The sequence below is a fragment of the Pseudomonas sp. B414 genome, assembly GCF_055408445.1.
Map to the genome: position 1 here is coordinate 86782 of NZ_JBUZTQ010000015.1, position 15764 is coordinate 102545.

Genomic DNA, 15764 nt, shown 5'->3' on the forward strand with positions numbered 1-15764 from the left:
CTCACTGCGATCGGTCAGAACAACCGGGTCGCCTGCATCGCGGGCAAGCCCGACTCCCACATAAGGTTTATCTCGATCAGGAATTCACCATGTCGCTAGCAGTCATTCAAATGGTTAGCCAGAGCGATGTGCTGGCCAATCTGGTTCAGGCTCGGCGGCTGCTGGAACAGGCGGCTGCTGGCGGCGCGCAACTGGCGGTGCTGCCCGAGAACTTCGCCGCCATGGGCCGTCGCGATACTGCCGATATCGGTCGCGCCGAGGCATTGGGCCAGGGCCCGATCCTGCCATGGTTGAAACAGACTGCCCGCGACCTCAACTTATGGATAGTGGCCGGGACTTTACCCTTGCCGCCCGAGGGCCAGCCTGAAGCCAGGGTCAATGCCTGCTCACTGTTGATCAACGGCGAGGGCGAGCAAGTGGCCCGCTACGACAAACTGCACTTGTTTGACGTGGATGTGTCAGACAATCGTGGGCGTTACCGTGAGTCCGACGACTATGCTCAGGGTAAACGCGTAGTGGTGGCGGATACGCCAGTGGGCAAGCTGGGCCTGAGCGTCTGTTACGATCTGCGCTTTCCCGAGTTGTACAGCGAGTTGCGCGCTGCTGGCGCTGAGCTGATTACCGCGCCCTCGGCATTTACGGCCGTGACGGGGGCGGCGCATTGGGACATCCTGATTCGTGCGCGTGCGATTGAAACCCAATGCTATGTGCTCGCAGCGGCCCAGGGTGGCGTACACCCGGGCCCGCGGGAAACCTGGGGCCATGCAGCCATTGTCGATCCCTGGGGGCGCGTGCTGGCCGAGCAGGCGCAAGGTGAGGGCGTATTGTTGGCCGCGCGTGACGCCGTTGAGCAGGCGGATATCAGGGCGCGCATGCCGGTGGTGAGCCATCGGCGGTTCAACACCCATTTGATTTAGGCGGGAGCGGGCAAGCCCGCTCCCGCAGGTTCAAGGCAAGACCAATTTTCAGGCCCGTGGGTTCAGCACTCAAAGATGCTGATGCAAGGGCCAAGACGGAGTGAATATGAGCGAGTTGTTGACCTCAGTCAGCGAACACCTGTTGGCACCGGGCGGTGTCACCATTGAAAGCCTGCAAAACGTACTGGGCGACCTGGCCGGGCCGGGCATTGATGCGGCAGACCTGTATTTCCAGGGTCAGATTTCCGAGTCCTGGGCTCTGGAAGACGGCATCGTCAAGGAAGGCAGCTTCAACCTCGATCAGGGCGTGGGCGTACGCGCCCAGTCTGGCGAGAAAACCGGTTTTGCCTACAGCAACGCCATCACCCTGGAAGCCCTGGGGCTGGCCGCCCGTGCTGCCCGCTCGATCTCCCGCGCCGGGCAAAACGGCACGGTGCAGGCGTTCACCAGCCAGGACGTGGCCCAGCTCTACGGCTCGGACAACCCGCTGGAAGTCATCAGCCGCGCTGAAAAAGTCGAACTGCTCAAGCGTATCGATGCGGCCACCCGTGCCCTCGACCCGCGTATCCAGCAAGTGACCGTGAGCATGGCCGGGGTCTGGGAGCGGATTCTGGTAGCTTCTACTGACGGTGGCCTGGCTGCCGACGTTCGCCCGCTGGTGCGTTTCAATGTCAGCGTCATCGTCGAGCAAAACGGCCGTCGTGAGCGCGGCGGGCATGGCGGCGGCGGGCGTACCGACTACCGTTATTTCCTTACAGATGACCGCGCCATGGGCTATGCCCGTGAAGCGCTGCGCCAGGCTCTGGTCAACCTTGAAGCTGTGCCAGCACCGGCAGGCACCATGCCTGTGGTGCTGGGTTCGGGCTGGTCCGGTGTATTGCTGCACGAAGCCGTGGGCCATGGCCTGGAAGGTGACTTCAACCGCAAGGGCAGTTCGGCCTACAGTGGCCGTATGGGTGAAATGGTCGCTTCCAAGCTCTGTACCATCGTCGATGACGGTACCCTGGCCGGTCGCCGTGGCTCCTTGAGCGTGGACGACGAAGGCACCCCGACCGAGTGCACCACACTGATCGAAAACGGCGTGCTCAAGGGCTATATGCAAGACAAGCTCAACGCCCGCCTGATGGGCGTGGCCCGCACCGGTAACGGTCGGCGTGAGTCCTACGCACATCTGCCGATGCCACGTATGACCAACACCTACATGCTGGGTGGTGAGAGTGATCCGGGCGAAATTATCGCCTCGGTGAAAAAGGGCATTTACTGCGCCAACCTGGGTGGTGGGCAAGTCGATATCACCAGCGGCAAGTTCGTGTTCTCCACCAGCGAGGCGTACATGATCGAAGACGGCAAAATCACCTACCCGATCAAAGGCGCAACCCTGATTGGCAACGGGCCGGAAGCGATGAGCAAGGTGTCGATGGTCGGTAACGACCTGTCGCTGGACAGCGGCGTGGGGACTTGTGGCAAGGACGGGCAGTCGGTGCCGGTAGGCGTTGGGCAGCCAACCCTGAAGATTGACGCGATTACAGTGGGCGGTACAGGCGGTTGATAAAGAGTCCCGCAAAGGCTGCAAGGCAGCCTTTGCGGGTACGAGGCTTAACGCAGACCGCGTTGAGTCTCGTCCAACCCACGGATGTACTTGAACAATTTGCGGCTAGAGGCCGGTGCCTTGTTATGAGCCAGCTCGTGTTTGGCCTGACGGATAACCGAGCGCATTTGCTGGCGGTCAGCCTCAGGGAACTCGGCAACAAACTTTTCCAGTACCGCGTCATCACCTTCGATCAGGCGATCACGCCAGCGCTCGAGGTTATGGAAGCGTTCGTTGTACTGGCGAGAAGAGGCATCGACTTGATCGATCATGGCAAGAATTTCTTCAAGCGGTTGATCGCGCATCAATTTGCCGATGAACATCATATGGCGCTTGCGCGCAATATTGGCCGTGTGTTTTGGAGCATCTGCCAAAGCCTTACGCATAGCGTCAGTCAGGGGCATTTTGTTCAGCAAGTCAGGCTTGAGTGTCGTGAGACGCTCGCCCAGATCAACCAGAGCATGAAGCTCGCGTTTGACCTGCGATTTGCTTTTTTCGCCGTCGAAGGCGTCGTCGTAAGAATCAACCATGGTGGCAGTCCGCAAAGAAACGCCGCCATGATAACCAGTCGGGGGCCGCTTGTCCGGCCCGGTCGCTCGGCGGCCCTGCCGAAAACAGAATTTGAGTGGAGAAAACCATGAGTGCAGTACAAAGCGTCGGCCCGCAGGCCTTGCCGGCACTGCAGGAGCAGGTCGAGCAAATCATTGCCGAAGCCAAGCGCCAGGGCGCCAGTGCCTGCGAAGTTGCGGTGTCGCTGGAGCAGGGTTTGTCGACCTCGGTACGTCAGCGTGAAGTCGAAACCGTCGAGTTCAATCGCGACCAGGGTTTTGGCATCACCCTCTATGTTGGCCAGCGCAAAGGCTCGGCCAGCACCTCGGCCACCGGCCCGGATGCTATCCGCGAAACGGTTGCGGCAGCGTTGGCAATTGCCAAACACACCTCTGAAGACGAGAGCTCGGGCCTGGCAGATGCCAGCCTGATGGCCCGTGACCTGAAAGACTTCGATGTATTCCACACCTGGGACATTACCCCGGAGCAGGCTATTGAAAAGGCCCTGGCCTGTGAGGCGGCAGCGTTCGAGGCAGACAGCCGGATCAAGAATGCCGATGGCACCACGCTGAGCACCCATCAGGGTTGTCGCGTATACGGCAACAGCAACGGCTTTATCGGCGGCTCGGCCTCGACCCGCCACAGCCTGAGCTGCGTGATGATCGCTGAAGGCGACGGCCAGATGCAGCGCGACTACTGGTATGACGTCAATTGCCAGGGTGAGTTGTTGATGGACGCAGCCACCATTGGCCAGCGCGCCGCTGAACGCGCTGCTCGCCGTCTGGGCTCGCGCCCGGTGCCGACCTGTGAAGTGCCGGTGCTGTTCTCGGCCGAACTGGCCGGTGGTTTGTTTGGCAGCTTCCTGGGGGCGATCTCGGGAGGCAACCTGTACCGCAAATCGTCGTTCTTGCTGGATGCCATGGGCCAGCAGATCTTCCCTGAATGGCTGACCCTGGATGAGCGTCCGCATTTGATGCGCGCCATGGGCAGTTCGTCGTTCGATAACGATGGCCTGGCCACCTACGCCAAGCCGTTTATCAAGGATGGCGAACTGGTGTCCTACATCCTCAGCACTTATTCGGGCCGTAAGCTGGGCATGCCAAGCACCGCCAACGCGGGCGGTGTGCATAACCTGTTCGTGACTCACGGTGACGAGGATCAAGCTGCATTGATTCGTCGCATGGGCCGCGGCTTGTTTGTTACCGAACTGATGGGCAGTGGCCTGAATATGGTTACGGGCGATTACTCCCGTGGCGCAGCGGGCTTCTGGGTGGAAAACGGCGAGATCCAGTTCCCGGTGCAGGAAGTGACCATTGCCGGCAACATGCGCGACATGTTCAAGCAGATCGTGGCTGTGGGCAACGATCTGGAACTGCGCAGCAACATCCGCACCGGCTCGGTGTTGATCGAGCGCATGATGGTGGCGGGTAGCTAACGCTGCGCTGTTCCATGCCAAGGCGTATCACTGAATCGGTGATACGCCTTTTTTGTGTTTGTGCATCTCATCCTTTGGCAGGCTTGTTTTGATAATCAATATCGCTTAATAATGAATCTCATTATCGAGTGAGCCTGGGTCATGAGTTCTGCCTTGCGTGAAGGGCCTTATCTAGAAAGCTGGCGCTGGATGAGCCGCCAGATCCGTTGCGGGCTGGCGCCAAACGAGCCGCGCCTGATCGAGCACTACCTGGCTGAAGGCCGCTACCTTGCGGGCTGCACGGCAACCTCGCCGTGGATGATTGCCGTCACCACCTTCCGGCTGCTGCTGGACACTGCAACCGACACCGCGCTGCCGTGGCACTGGCGCACCCAGTGTCTGGACCACGCCTGGCGTCCGCTGCGCGACCTCGAAACCCAAGCCCTTTGCAACTGCCGACTCAAGCGCTGGCAAAGCTTTGCCTGGCAGTTGGCGACCTGCGAGCTCGAACCTTCAATTTCTTTAACAGAACTGGTGCAAGGATTTCCCGATGAGTAACACTCGTATCGAACGTGACAGCATGGGCGAGTTGCGCGTGCCTGAGGCGGCGCTGTATGGCGCACAGACCCAGCGTGCAGTGGACAACTTCCCCATCAGCCATCAACGCATGCCTGCGCAATTCATTCGCGCACTGATTCTGGCCAAGGCCGCCGCTGCCCAGGCTAACGTCGAGCTCAAGCAGATCAGTGCGGCCCAGGGCGAGGCCATTGTCGAGGCTGCGCAGATCCTGCTGACGGGTGACTTCATGGAGCACTTTCCGGTGGATATTTTCCAGACCGGTTCGGGCACCAGCTCCAACATGAACGCCAATGAAGTGATCGCAACCCTGGCCACGCGTCTGCTGGGTGAGCCGGTCAACCCCAATGATCACGTCAACTGCGGGCAAAGCAGCAACGACATTATCCCCACCACCATTCACGTCAGCGCCGCTTTGGGCCTGCATGAACAGTTGCTGCCGGCACTGACGCATCTGGTGCAGGTTATCGAGCACAAGGCCGAACAGGTTCACGTCTACGTCAAAACTGGCCGAACCCACTTGATGGACGCCATGCCTGTGCGTATGAGCCAGGTGCTCAACGGCTGGGCGCAGCAACTCAAGGCCAATATCGAGCACCTGCACAACTTGCAGCCAGCATTGCAGTCGCTGGCCCAGGGTGGCACGGCGGTAGGCACCGGGATTAACGCGCACCCGCAGTTTGCTGCCTTGTTCAGCCAGCAGCTTAGTGCTTTGACCCAGGTGAAGTTCACCCCGGGCAAGGACCTGTTTGCCCTGATCGGTTCGCAGGACACCGCCGTATCCGTATCGGGGCAGCTTAAGGCCACCGCGGTGTCGCTGATGAAAATTGCCAACGACCTGCGCTGGATGAACTCCGGTCCCTTGGCCGGCCTGGGCGAGATCGAGCTTGAAGCCTTGCAGCCAGGCTCCTCGATCATGCCGGGCAAGGTCAACCCGGTAATCCCGGAAGCCACGGCAATGGTTGCCGCCCAGGTGATCGGTAACGACACGGTGATCACCATCGCCGGTCAGTCCGGCAACTTCGAGCTGAACGTGATGTTACCGGTGATTGCCCAGAACCTGCTGAGCAGCATCGAGTTGTTGGCCAACTCCAGCCGCTTGCTGGCCGACAAGGCCATTGCCAGCTTCAAGGTCAACGAGGCCAAGCTCAAAGAGGCGCTGTCGCGCAACCCGATTCTGGTGACGGCGCTTAACCCGATCATCGGCTATCAGAAGGCCGCTGAAATCGCCAAGACCGCCTACCAGCAAGGGCGCCCGGTGATTGATGTGGCGCTTGAGTACACCGATCTGCCACGTAGCCAGCTTGAAGTATTACTCGATCCCGAGAAGTTGACTGCTGGCGGCGTTTAACCCATCGACACTGCTTTGGAGGCTCACATGGAGCACTGGAAACGCACGATCGAAAGAGCCAATCGCTGTTTCGCCGAAGGCGAGCTGGTTGATGCCCGAGAGCATTACCTGCAGGCGCTCGCGCTGGCACAGGTGTTGTTCGAGCGCTGGAGTGATGCCGACGAAGCAGTGGCGGCCTGTGTCATTTCGCACCACAACCTGGCGGATCTGCATTTGCGCCTCAACCAGCCAGAGGAAAGCGTGGAGTACCTCTGTGCGATCCATCAGAGGTTGCTGCAAACCATGCAGAACACGCGCCTGACGCTAGCACTGCGTGAAGCTGCGCTGCGCCAGAGCAGCAAAACCTATGTAGAGCTTTTGAACTTCATCAGCGAGCACGGTGAATACCCGCGCTCCAATCTGTTGCTCAAAAGCAATGTGGCTCAGACCAGCCATGAGTTCTCGACTGTTAGCGGCCATCACTTAGGAGCACATTGATATGACTTATACCTTGCCTGCCTTGCCTTATGCCTACGACGCGCTTGAACCGCATATCGATGCGCAAACCATGGAAATCCACTACACCAAGCATCACCAGACTTACATCAACAACCTGAACGCGGCAGTGGAGGGCACGGAGTGGGCACAGTGGCCGGTGGAAAAACTGGTAGCCAGTGTCAACCAGTTGCCCGAAAAGCTGCGGGCTGCCGTGATTAACCAGGGCGGCGGGCATGCCAACCACTCGTTGTTCTGGGAAGTCATGAGCCCTAAAGGCGGGGGCAAGCCTGAAGGTGCGCTGGCCAAGGCCATTGATGAGCAACTGGGTGGCCTTGAGGTATTCAAGGAGAACTTCACCAAGGCGGCGTTGACCCGTTTTGGCAGTGGTTGGGCCTGGCTGAGCGTGACCCCGCAAAAAAAACTGGTGATCGAAAGCAGTGGCAACCAGGACAGCCCACTGATGAACGGTAATACGCCGATTCTGGGGCTGGACGTTTGGGAACATGCCTACTACCTTCGTTATCAGAATCGCCGTCCGGAATACATTAACGCGTTCTATAACGTGATTAATTGGCCCGAAGTGGCGCGCCGTTATCAAGCAGCGATCGGCTGAGCCCACTTAAAAGGATTCAGGCGGATTATGGGCACGCAAATAATGGCGGTCGGTGGGGTACGAATGTTTCGCTATGCCCTCGGCACGCTCTTGCTGTTAGCGGGCATGGCCTTGCTGGTGGCCAAGGGTCTGGTCTGGCTGGATCTGGAGCCGAAGTTGCTGCGGGCGCTGCAGGGTGGTTCGCTCTGTGCGCTGGGGACTGCATTGGGTGCGGTGCCGGTGCTGGTGATTCGCAAGATGCCGATGGCGGTCAGTGATACCTTGCTTGGCTTTGGTGCCGGGGTAATGCTGGCAGCTACGGCTTTTTCGTTGATCGTGCCGGGCATTGCTGCCGCCCAAAGCCTGGGTTTGTCACCCTGGGCTTCCAGCGGGCTGGTCAGCGCAGGTATTTTGCTGGGCGCATTCTGCCTGTTTCTGGTGGATCGCAAGGTCTCGGGTGCAGGGCCGGAGGTTTTTGTCGGCCGCCCCGGTGAGCCGGTCATTGCTCCGCGCATCTGGTTGTTTGTGATTGCGATAGTGGCGCATAACATTCCCGAGGGCATGGCGGTAGGGGTGTCGGCAGGTGGCGGCATGCCTGATGCCGATAGCCTGGCCATGGGCATTGCCTTGCAGGATGTGCCGGAAGGTCTGGTGATTGCTCTGGTGCTGGCTGGGGCGGGGATGTCGCGGGTCAAGGCGTTCCTGATTGGTGCGGCTTCAGGTTTGGTTGAGCCGGTGTTTGCTGTGCTCTGCGCCTGGCTGGTGAATCTGGCTGAGGTGTTGTTGCCGTTGGGGCTGGCATTGGCCGCAGGGGCGATGCTGCTGGTGGTGACCCAGGAAGTGATACCGGAGTCCCGGCGCAATGGTCACGAGAAACTGGCGAGCCTGGGCTTGTGTGTCGGCTTTTGCCTGATGATGGTGATGGATACGGCGCTGGGGTAAAAACTACTGTGGGAGCGGGCTTGCTCGCGATAGCATCACCTCGATCAATCAGATAGACCGAGGCGCCTGAATCGCGAGCAAGCCCGCTCCCACAGGATCGGTGTTGCTGCTTTATTCGCCTTCATCAAAGAAGTTGTTGATGAGCTTGGCCAGCGCATCCAGCGCTTCCTGCTCTTGCTCACCCTCGGTCTTTAGGTGGATGGTGGTGCCCTTGCCAGCTGCAAGCATCATCATGGCCATGATACTTTTGCCATCGACCATGGACTCAGGTGTGCGACCTGCCCGGACCTGACACGGAAACTGCCCTGCGACACCGACGAACTTTGCTGACGCCCGGGCGTGCAGGCCCAGTTTGTTGATGATTTCAATTTCCAGTGCAGGCATCGCGGGGTAGATCCTTCAAGTTAGGTCGCGGTGGCGAACCTGGACGTTCTTCAGAGTTTCTTGCAGGCATTTGCCCAGGCGTTCAGTCAGGTACACCGAGCGGTGATGCCCGCCTGTGCAGCCAATACCAATGGTCACATAGGCACGGTTGCTGGCAGCAAAGCGCGGCAGCCACTTAAGCAGGTAGCTGGAGATGTCCTGAAACATCTCCTCTACATCTGGTTGTGCGGCCAGATACTCCGCCACCGGCTGGTCCAGCCCGGATTGCTCACGCAACTCGGGCTTCCAGTAGGGGTTGGGCAGGCAGCGCACGTCAAACACCAAATCGGCATCTACCGGCATCCCGCGCTTGAAGCCAAACGACTCGACCAAAAAGGCGGTGCCGGGCTCAGGCTTGTTCAGCAGGCGCAACTTGATGGTGTCACGTAGCTGATACAGGTTCAGATTGGTGGTGTTGATGGTCAGGTCAGCGAGGTCAACGATTGGCCCAAGCAACTGGGTTTCATCGCGAATGGCTTCGGCCAGCGAGCGGCTTGCGCTGCTGAGCGGGTGGCGCCTGCGTGTTTCCGAGAAGCGCTTGAGCAGGGTCTCCTCGTCGGCATCCAGGTACAGGACATCGCACTGGATATGACGGCTGCGAACCTCTTCAAGCAACTGCGGGAAGCGCGACAGATGGCTTGGCAGGTTGCGTGCATCGATCGACACGGCTACCAGCGGTTGCGCCAATTCAGTATGAATCAGCGCCCGCTCGGCCAGTTCAGGCAGCAAACCGGCAGGCAGGTTGTCGATGCAATAGAAACCGTTGTCTTCAAGAACGGCGAGGGCAGTGCTTTTACCGGAGCCGGAGCGTCCGCTGACTATGACTAAGCGCATGATTAATGACCGTTCTGTACGTCCAGAACAACCTGATACAACGCTTCGTTGCTGGGTGCATTACGCAGTCTTTCGCGTACGTCTTTACGATCGAGCATGCTGGCGATCTGCCGGAGCAGTTCCAGATGTGCATCGGTTGCCGCTTCTGGCACCAGCAAAACGAACAGCAGGTCGACCGGCGCGCCATCGATGGCGTCGAAATCTATGGGAGCATCGAGGTGCAGCAAGGCGCTGACAGGCGACTCGCAGCCCTTGAGGCGGCAATGGGGTATGGCGATGCCGTTGCCAAAACCGGTGGATCCCAGTTTTTCACGGGCAATCAGGCTCTCGAATACATCCTGCATTTCCAGACCAGGCACTTCGCGGCTGATCAGGTTGGCAATGTGTTCGAGTGCGCGCTTTTTACTGCCGCCCGGCGCGTTCACCAAGGAACGGCCGGGGGTCAGGATACTTTCAAGTCGGATCATGGGTAGGGAGTATTAACGACCGGTTGCGCCCTGGAGCAGGCTTTGGGTCTTTTCCTTATGCTTTTTCAGTTGGCGATCAAGCTTGTCAGTGAGCAGATCAATGGCGGCATACATGTCGTCATGCTCGGCGTTGGCAACGACTTCTCCTCCATGGATGTGCAAGGTGGCCTCGATTTTCTGTTTCAGTTTTTCGACCGCCATCGTTACCTGTACGTTGGTAATCTTGTCGAAGTGACGCTCCAGTCGGTCGAGTTTTTCGCCGATGTATGCGCGTAGCGGTTCGGTGACTTCCAGTTGGTGTCCACTGATGTTGACTTGCATACAGTTTCTCCTTTGATGCCATTGCATAAAGCAGCAGGCCGAGCAGCCTGCCACTGAAACGCCGGGGTCCGTGGCTTACATCAAACGCTTGCGTTCGCTCGAAGGCGCTATCCCGAGGGATTCGCGGTACTTGGCGACGGTGCGACGGGCTACCTGAATACCTTGTGCCTCCAGTAAACCAGCGATCTTGCTGTCACTCAACGGCTTTTTCTGATTTTCCGCAGCAACCAGTTTTTTGATGATGGCGCGGATCGCGGTGGAGGAGCATTCACCGCCTTCAGAGGTGCTGACGTGGCTGGAGAAAAAGTACTTCAGCTCATAAATACCCCGTGGGGTATGCATGAATTTTTGCGTGGTCACCCGCGAGATGGTGGATTCGTGCATGCCCACCGCTTCGGCGATGTCGTGCAGCACCAGAGGCTTCATGGCCTCGTCGCCATACTCCAGAAACCCGCGCTGATGCTCGACGATCTGGGTCGCCACTTTCATCAGGGTTTCGTTGCGGCTTTGCAGGCTTTTGATAAACCAGCGGGCTTCTTGCAGCTGGTTGCGCATAAAGGTGTTGTCGGCGCTGGTGTCGGCGCGGCGCACAAAACCTGCGTACTGCGCGTTCACCCGCAGGCGCGGCACCGACTCCTGGTTGAGTTCTACCAGCCAGCGGTCATTGTCCTTGCGCACGATCACGTCAGGTACGACGTATTCGGCTTCGCTGGATTCGATCTGCGAGCCCGGGCGCGGATTGAGGCTTTGTACCAGTTCGATGACCTGGCGCAGTTCATCCTCTTTGAGCTTCATGCGACGCATAAGCTGGCTGTAGTCGCGTGCGCCCAGCAGGTCGATGTAGTCCGTGACCAGGCGCTTGGCTTCGTTCAGCCAGGGTGTCTTGGCTGACAGCTGACGCAATTGCAGCAGCAGGCACTCGCCCAGATTGCGTGCACCAATGCCCGAAGGCTCGAACTGCTGAATACGGTGCAGAACGGCTTCGATTTCATCGAGCTCGATATCCAGTTCCGGGTCGAACGCTTCGAGAATTTCTTCGAGGCTTTCGTCCAGGTAGCCCTGGTTGTTGATGCAATCAATCAGGGTTACGCCGATCAGGCGGTCGGTATCCGACATCGGCACCAGGTTCAATTGCCAGAGCAGGTGGCTTTGCAGGCTTTCACCGACAGAGGTGCGGGTGGTGAAGTCCCACTCGTCGTCATCGTTGCTTGGCAGGCTGCTGGCGCTGGTCTGGTAGACGTCTTCCCAGGCGGTGTCGACCGGCAATTCATTGGGGATGCGGTCGTTCCAGTCGCCTTCTTCCAGGTTGTCTACGGTTTGCGCGGACTCCTGATAGGTGGGTTCCTGAACGTCGGTATTGGGTTTTTGCTCAATGTTGTCGGCAAGAGGGTCTGCGTTGTCGAAGTCGTCGCCTTCTTCTTGGCGCTCGAGCATCGGGTTGGATTCCAGAGCTTCCTGGATTTCCTGTTGCAGATCGAGGGTCGACAATTGGAGCAGGCGGATGGCCTGTTGCAGCTGAGGTGTCATTGTCAGCTGCTGGCCCATTCTCAGGACTAGCGATGGTTTCATGGCAGGGGCTTAACACCTTATTCGCCGGCGCACATGGCGCCATCCACTACAGGGCGCGTGAGCGCCAAACATAAGCAAATTATATGCCTGAAACTGGTGCGTTTGCCTAGGGGGCGGTCTAAATTAGTTTAGTGGCCATGGCGTCAGTTTTGTGCGGCCTGTCGCGCGCCGGGCCAGTAAATAGCCGGTAGGCTTTTTGCTGGTCAGGCGCTTTGGTGTCCGGGAGTTGCCTTGCCTTACAGGCGGAACTCGTGACCCAGGTAAACTTCTCTCACCAACTTGTTGGCCAGAATCGTTTCAGCATCACCTTCGGCGATCAGTTGGCCGTCGTTGACGATATAGGCGGTTTCGCAGATATCGAGGGTTTCGCGCACATTGTGATCGGTGATCAGTACGCCAATGCCCTTGGCCTTGAGGTGGTGAATGATTTGCTTGATATCGCCGACCGAGATCGGGTCAACCCCGGCAAAGGGTTCGTCGAGCAGGATAAACTTGGGCGCGGTGGCCAGTGCGCGGGCAATTTCTACCCGGCGACGCTCACCACCCGACAGGCTCATGCCCAGGTTGTCGCGAATGTGGTTGATGTGGAATTCCTGCAGCAGGCTTTCCAGCTCTTTGCGCCGGCCTGCCTTGTCGAGTTCCTTGCGGGTTTCGAGGATCGCCATGATGTTGTCGGCGACCGACAACTTGCGAAAGATCGAGGCTTCCTGCGGCAAGTAACCGATACCGGCGCGTGCGCGACCGTGCATTGGTTCATGGCTGACGTCCAGATCGTCGATCAGGACGCGGCCCTGATCGGCATGCACCAGGCCGACGATCATGTAGAAACACGTGGTTTTACCCGCGCCGTTAGGGCCGAGCAGGCCCACGATTTGCCCGCTGTCGATCGACAGGCTGACATCACGCACGACCTGACGGCTCTTGTAGCTTTTGGCCAGATGCTGGGCTTTCAGAGTTGCCATTACTGGGCCTTCTGCTGGTCGGTTTTCTTCTTGGGCTGGATTACCATGTCAATGCGCGGGCGTGGCGCGGTGACATTGGCACCCGTGGCCCGGCCGGCGTTGGCGACTTGCTTGACCGTGTCGTAGACGATTTTCTCGCCTTCGGTGGTGTTGCCGTCGTTGATGACCTTGGCCTTGTCGATCAGCACGATGCGGTTTTGCGGCGCATGGTATTGAATGGTGACGGCATAAGCCTGGACCGGTTTAGGGTCGGTAGCTTTTTGCAATTGCTCGAAGTAAGCCAGGTTACCGACGGAAGTCACCACGTCGATTTCGCCCGCTGCGTTGCGAGTAATGGTCACAGTGTTGCCGGTGATTTTCATCGAGCCCTGGGTGATGATGACATCGCCCTTGTAGGTGGCAACGCCTTGCTTGTCATCCAGTTGCGCCTCGTTGGCCTGGATGCGGATAGGTTGTTCGTTGTCGTTCGGCAGAGCCCAGGCGCTCACGCTTCCCAGTGCTGCGCTCAAACTGAGCAATAAAGGGAGGGTTTTAACGAGACTCATACTGTCCTCTTACGTTGGACAGCAGGTCCATCCTGCCGTCTTTCAAATATGCTTTCATGCCCTTGCCAGTCGTTACGCCGCCAGCGCCGTCGATTCTAACGTCTCGCTCGGTCTGCGCATATTCCTTCTGCGGGAATACAGTCATGCGGGTACTGGTGATAATGGTGGTGCGTTTTTTCTCGTCGGTGCGCGCAATGCGCACCGAATCGATCAGCTCGACTTCGGTACCGTCCGGGTTGACTTCGCCGCGTTCGCTCTGCACGTGCCACGGGTAGACCGTGCCGCGATACAGGTTCATGTCGGGGTTGGTCAAAAGAGTGACCTCTGAAGCCTTCAAATGTTCAAGCTTGTCGGAGGTCAATTCGTACTGCAGCTTGCCGTCGGGTAAAAACTGCAGGCTGCGGGCATTGGTGGCGTAGTAGTCGATAGCGTGTTCATCAACAGCCAGGGTAGGGGTGTCGAGAAAACGCTCCGGTCTGATATTCCAGTAGCCAACAGCTGCAAACAGCGAAGCAATCACTGCGAACAGCACTATTTGGCGAATCTTTTTGCTCAGCATAGAAGGCTCTATAGGTAGGCGGCGTGGGCTGCGTCCAGGCTGCCCTGGGCACGCAGAATCAGCTCGCAGAATTCGCGGGCGGCACCTTCACCGCCACGTGCCTGGGTAACACCGTGGGCATGTTCGCGGACAAAGCTGGCGGCGTTGGCCACTGCCATGCCCAGCCCCACCCGGCGGATAACCGGCAGGTCAGGCAAGTCATCGCCAAGGTAGGCAACCTGCTCATAGCTTAGGTTGAGTTGGCCAAGAAGCTCGTCCAGTACCACCAATTTGTCTTCACGGCCCTGGTACAGGTACGGGATGCCCAGGTTTTGCGCGCGACGCTCGACTACCGGGGTTTTGCGACCGCTGATGATTGCCGTCTGCACTCCGGCGGCCATGAGCATTTTGATGCCCTGGCCGTCGAGGGTGTTGAAGGTCTTGAATTCGCTGCCATCTTCGAGGAAGTACAGGCGACCGTCGGTCAACACGCCGTCAACGTCAAAAATGGCCAGTTTGATGCCTTTGCCGCGCTTGAGAAGTTCCTGGGTCATTACATTACTCCTGCGCGTAGCAGATCGTGCATGTTCAAGGCGCCCACCGGGCGGTCTTGCTGGTCGACCACCACCAGCGCGCTGATTTTGTGGTCTTCCATGATTTTCAGGGCTTCTGCCGCCAGCATGTCCGCGCGGGCGGTCTTGCCGTGTGGGGTCATGACGGCATCGATGGTGGCATTGCGGATATCGATTTCGCGGTCCAGGGTGCGGCGCAAGTCGCCGTCAGTAAAGATCCCGGCCAGTCGACCGTCTTCTTCAATCACCACAGTCATGCCCAGGCCCTTGTGGGTCATTTCCATCAGGGCTTCCTTGAGCAAGGTACCGCGTACGACTTGCGGCAGCTCTTCGCCGGAGTGCATGACGTTCTCAACCTTGAGCAGCAGGCGACGGCCCAGTGCGCCACCAGGGTGCGAGAAGGCAAAGTCTTCCGCCGTAAAGCCGCGGGCTTCCAGCAGCGCAATGGCCAGGGCATCACCCAGTACCAGGGTCGCGGTAGTGGAGGAGGTTGGTGCCAGATTTAATGGGCACGCTTCCTGGGCTACACGTGCGTCAAGGCTGACATCGGCGGCCTTGGCCAGCGGCGACTCAGGGTTGCCGGTCATGCTGATCAGCTTGATGCCCAGGCGTTTGATCAGGGGCAGCAAGGTAACGATTTCGGCGGTTGAACCGGAGTTGGACAGGGCGAGGATGATGTCATCGCGGGTGATCATGCCCATGTCGCCGTGGCTGGCTTCTGCCGGATGGACGAAAAACGCCGTGGTGCCGGTGCTGGCCAAGGTAGCGGCAATCTTGTTGCCGATATGCCCTGACTTGCCCATGCCGACCACGACTACCCTGCCTTTACTTGCCAGAATCATCTCGCAAGCGCGTACGAAATCTGCGTCGATATGGGCCAGCAAGCCCTCTACGGCTTCCATTTCGAGGCGGATGGTGCGTTGGGCGGATTGAATCAGGTCGCTGGATTGGCTCATGGTTGAAGTCGGGTAGCCTGAGAAAAGGCCAGGATTATAGCGGTTATGCGACGTTCCCTCACGCTTGATCGCAGTGCTTTGTTGTCTCAATACGCAAACTACTCACCTGCTTACAGAAAAAACCTCTTTATTTCACTGTATTGAGGCTGAAGCGGCACTCCTTCGGTCTTG

General features: G+C 58.6%; 19 protein-coding genes. 8 read left to right on the forward strand and 11 right to left on the reverse strand.

The annotated features are described in order from the left end of the window. The first annotated feature begins 89 nt into the window (after nucleotides 1-89). Together ACZRMH_RS14615 and tldD are read left to right on the forward strand one after the other, a co-directional pair. A complete protein-coding gene (locus tag ACZRMH_RS14615; RefSeq protein WP_464013978.1) occupies nucleotides 90-917 on the forward strand; it encodes a carbon-nitrogen hydrolase family protein in 828 nt (275 codons plus the stop codon). Nucleotides 918-1023: 106 nt separating this feature from the next. Beyond that, a complete protein-coding gene (gene tldD / locus ACZRMH_RS14620) occupies nucleotides 1024-2466 on the forward strand; it encodes a metalloprotease TldD (protein WP_464013979.1) in 1443 nt (480 codons plus the stop codon). 47 nt (nucleotides 2467-2513) lie between these two features. Here tldD and yjgA read toward each other — a convergent pair whose 3' ends face one another. Then, nucleotides 2514-3035, reverse strand: a complete 522-nt coding sequence (gene yjgA / locus ACZRMH_RS14625) for a ribosome biogenesis factor YjgA (RefSeq protein ID WP_464013980.1) — start codon at nucleotides 3033-3035, stop codon at nucleotides 2514-2516. A gap of 107 nt (nucleotides 3036-3142) precedes the next feature. Here yjgA and pmbA point away from each other — a divergent pair, with 107 nt between their 5' ends. From pmbA to ACZRMH_RS14655, 6 genes are all read left to right on the forward strand, one after another. Next, on the forward strand, nucleotides 3143-4489 hold the full coding sequence (gene pmbA, locus ACZRMH_RS14630; protein WP_464013981.1) for a metalloprotease PmbA: 1347 nt from the start codon (nucleotides 3143-3145) through the stop codon (nucleotides 4487-4489). 141 nt (nucleotides 4490-4630) lie between these two features. Continuing rightward, a complete protein-coding gene (locus ACZRMH_RS14635) occupies nucleotides 4631-5026 on the forward strand; it encodes a FagA protein (RefSeq protein WP_464013982.1) in 396 nt (131 codons plus the stop codon). Continuing rightward, the gene (locus tag ACZRMH_RS14640; protein ID WP_464013983.1) at nucleotides 5019-6395 is read left to right on the forward strand and encodes a class II fumarate hydratase; all 1377 of its coding nucleotides are present in this window, start codon (nucleotides 5019-5021) and stop codon (nucleotides 6393-6395) included. The genes ACZRMH_RS14635 and ACZRMH_RS14640 overlap by 8 nt, the downstream gene beginning before the upstream one ends. A 27-nt stretch (nucleotides 6396-6422) precedes the next feature. Beyond that, nucleotides 6423-6872: a hypothetical protein gene (locus tag ACZRMH_RS14645; protein WP_464013984.1), complete on the forward strand. Its 450-nt coding sequence runs from the start codon at nucleotides 6423-6425 to the stop codon at nucleotides 6870-6872. A gap of 1 nt (nucleotide 6873) precedes the next feature. Next, a complete protein-coding gene (locus ACZRMH_RS14650; RefSeq protein WP_464013985.1) occupies nucleotides 6874-7485 on the forward strand; it encodes a superoxide dismutase in 612 nt (203 codons plus the stop codon). 27 nt (nucleotides 7486-7512) lie between these two features. After that, nucleotides 7513-8406, forward strand: coding sequence for a ZIP family metal transporter (locus ACZRMH_RS14655; RefSeq protein WP_464013986.1), 894 nt, complete (start codon nucleotides 7513-7515; stop codon nucleotides 8404-8406). Nucleotides 8407-8517: 111 nt separating this feature from the next. Here ACZRMH_RS14655 and ACZRMH_RS14660 read toward each other — a convergent pair whose 3' ends face one another. From ACZRMH_RS14660 to ACZRMH_RS14705, 10 genes are all read right to left on the reverse strand, one after another. Further along, nucleotides 8518-8790, reverse strand: a complete 273-nt coding sequence (locus tag ACZRMH_RS14660) for an HPr family phosphocarrier protein (protein WP_464013987.1) — start codon at nucleotides 8788-8790, stop codon at nucleotides 8518-8520. Between the two features lie 15 nt (nucleotides 8791-8805). Continuing rightward, the gene (gene rapZ / locus ACZRMH_RS14665; protein ID WP_464013988.1) at nucleotides 8806-9663 is read right to left on the reverse strand and encodes an RNase adapter RapZ; all 858 of its coding nucleotides are present in this window, start codon (nucleotides 9661-9663) and stop codon (nucleotides 8806-8808) included. 2 nt (nucleotides 9664-9665) lie between these two features. Continuing rightward, nucleotides 9666-10130: a PTS IIA-like nitrogen regulatory protein PtsN gene (gene ptsN / locus ACZRMH_RS14670; RefSeq protein WP_095001138.1), complete on the reverse strand. Its 465-nt coding sequence runs from the start codon at nucleotides 10128-10130 to the stop codon at nucleotides 9666-9668. A 12-nt stretch (nucleotides 10131-10142) separates the two neighbouring features. Beyond that, nucleotides 10143-10451, reverse strand: coding sequence for a ribosome hibernation-promoting factor, HPF/YfiA family (gene hpf, locus ACZRMH_RS14675; protein WP_016781796.1), 309 nt, complete (start codon nucleotides 10449-10451; stop codon nucleotides 10143-10145). A gap of 75 nt (nucleotides 10452-10526) precedes the next feature. Next, complete coding sequence (locus ACZRMH_RS14680) at nucleotides 10527-12020, reverse strand: RNA polymerase factor sigma-54 (protein WP_464013989.1); 1494 nt, start codon at nucleotides 12018-12020, stop codon at nucleotides 10527-10529. Nucleotides 12021-12256: 236 nt separating this feature from the next. After that, on the reverse strand, nucleotides 12257-12982 hold the full coding sequence (gene lptB, locus ACZRMH_RS14685; RefSeq protein ID WP_464013990.1) for an LPS export ABC transporter ATP-binding protein: 726 nt from the start codon (nucleotides 12980-12982) through the stop codon (nucleotides 12257-12259). Beyond that, nucleotides 12982-13527: a lipopolysaccharide transport periplasmic protein LptA gene (lptA, locus tag ACZRMH_RS14690; protein ID WP_464013991.1), complete on the reverse strand. Its 546-nt coding sequence runs from the start codon at nucleotides 13525-13527 to the stop codon at nucleotides 12982-12984. Before lptA ends, lptB begins: the two co-directional genes overlap by 1 nt. Continuing rightward, nucleotides 13514-14086: an LPS export ABC transporter periplasmic protein LptC gene (gene lptC / locus ACZRMH_RS14695; protein WP_464013992.1), complete on the reverse strand. Its 573-nt coding sequence runs from the start codon at nucleotides 14084-14086 to the stop codon at nucleotides 13514-13516. The genes lptA and lptC overlap by 14 nt, the downstream gene beginning before the upstream one ends. An 8-nt stretch (nucleotides 14087-14094) precedes the next feature. Continuing rightward, entirely contained in the window at nucleotides 14095-14619 is a 525-nt protein-coding gene (locus ACZRMH_RS14700; protein ID WP_016781801.1) for a KdsC family phosphatase, read from the reverse strand. Further along, nucleotides 14619-15593 carry a KpsF/GutQ family sugar-phosphate isomerase gene (locus ACZRMH_RS14705; protein ID WP_464013993.1) on the reverse strand — a complete coding sequence of 325 codons (975 nt, stop codon included), beginning with the start codon at nucleotides 15591-15593 and terminating at the stop codon, nucleotides 14619-14621. The genes ACZRMH_RS14700 and ACZRMH_RS14705 overlap by 1 nt, the downstream gene beginning before the upstream one ends. Nucleotides 15594-15764 lie beyond the last annotated feature (171 nt).

Bases quoted from the DNA above. Each gene is read 5' to 3' on its own strand.
- lptA (WP_464013991.1), bottom strand. From the start codon at position 13,527: ATGAGTCTCGTTAAAACCCTCCCTTTATTGCTCAGTTTGAGCGCAGCA.
- yjgA (WP_464013980.1), bottom strand. From the start codon at position 3,035: ATGGTTGATTCTTACGACGACGCCTTCGACGGCGAAAAAAGCAAATCG.
- lptC (WP_464013992.1), bottom strand. From the start codon at position 14,086: ATGCTGAGCAAAAAGATTCGCCAAATAGTGCTGTTCGCAGTGATTGCT.
- pmbA (WP_464013981.1), top strand. From the start codon at position 3,143: ATGAGTGCAGTACAAAGCGTCGGCCCGCAGGCCTTGCCGGCACTGCAG.
- ACZRMH_RS14680 (WP_464013989.1), bottom strand. From the start codon at position 12,020: ATGAAACCATCGCTAGTCCTGAGAATGGGCCAGCAGCTGACAATGACA.
- ACZRMH_RS14655 (WP_464013986.1), top strand. From the start codon at position 7,513: ATGGGCACGCAAATAATGGCGGTCGGTGGGGTACGAATGTTTCGCTAT.
- ACZRMH_RS14705 (WP_464013993.1), bottom strand. From the start codon at position 15,593: ATGAGCCAATCCAGCGACCTGATTCAATCCGCCCAACGCACCATCCGC.
- ACZRMH_RS14660 (WP_464013987.1), bottom strand. From the start codon at position 8,790: ATGCCTGCACTGGAAATTGAAATCATCAACAAACTGGGCCTGCACGCC.
- ACZRMH_RS14650 (WP_464013985.1), top strand. From the start codon at position 6,874: ATGACTTATACCTTGCCTGCCTTGCCTTATGCCTACGACGCGCTTGAA.
- ACZRMH_RS14700 (WP_016781801.1), bottom strand. From the start codon at position 14,619: ATGACCCAGGAACTTCTCAAGCGCGGCAAAGGCATCAAACTGGCCATT.
- rapZ (WP_464013988.1), bottom strand. From the start codon at position 9,663: ATGCGCTTAGTCATAGTCAGCGGACGCTCCGGCTCCGGTAAAAGCACT.
- ACZRMH_RS14615 (WP_464013978.1), top strand. From the start codon at position 90: ATGTCGCTAGCAGTCATTCAAATGGTTAGCCAGAGCGATGTGCTGGCC.
- ACZRMH_RS14640 (WP_464013983.1), top strand. From the start codon at position 5,019: ATGAGTAACACTCGTATCGAACGTGACAGCATGGGCGAGTTGCGCGTG.
- ACZRMH_RS14635 (WP_464013982.1), top strand. From the start codon at position 4,631: ATGAGTTCTGCCTTGCGTGAAGGGCCTTATCTAGAAAGCTGGCGCTGG.
- ACZRMH_RS14645 (WP_464013984.1), top strand. From the start codon at position 6,423: ATGGAGCACTGGAAACGCACGATCGAAAGAGCCAATCGCTGTTTCGCC.
- ptsN (WP_095001138.1), bottom strand. From the start codon at position 10,130: ATGATCCGACTTGAAAGTATCCTGACCCCCGGCCGTTCCTTGGTGAAC.
- hpf (WP_016781796.1), bottom strand. From the start codon at position 10,451: ATGCAAGTCAACATCAGTGGACACCAACTGGAAGTCACCGAACCGCTA.
- tldD (WP_464013979.1), top strand. From the start codon at position 1,024: ATGAGCGAGTTGTTGACCTCAGTCAGCGAACACCTGTTGGCACCGGGC.
- lptB (WP_464013990.1), bottom strand. From the start codon at position 12,982: ATGGCAACTCTGAAAGCCCAGCATCTGGCCAAAAGCTACAAGAGCCGT.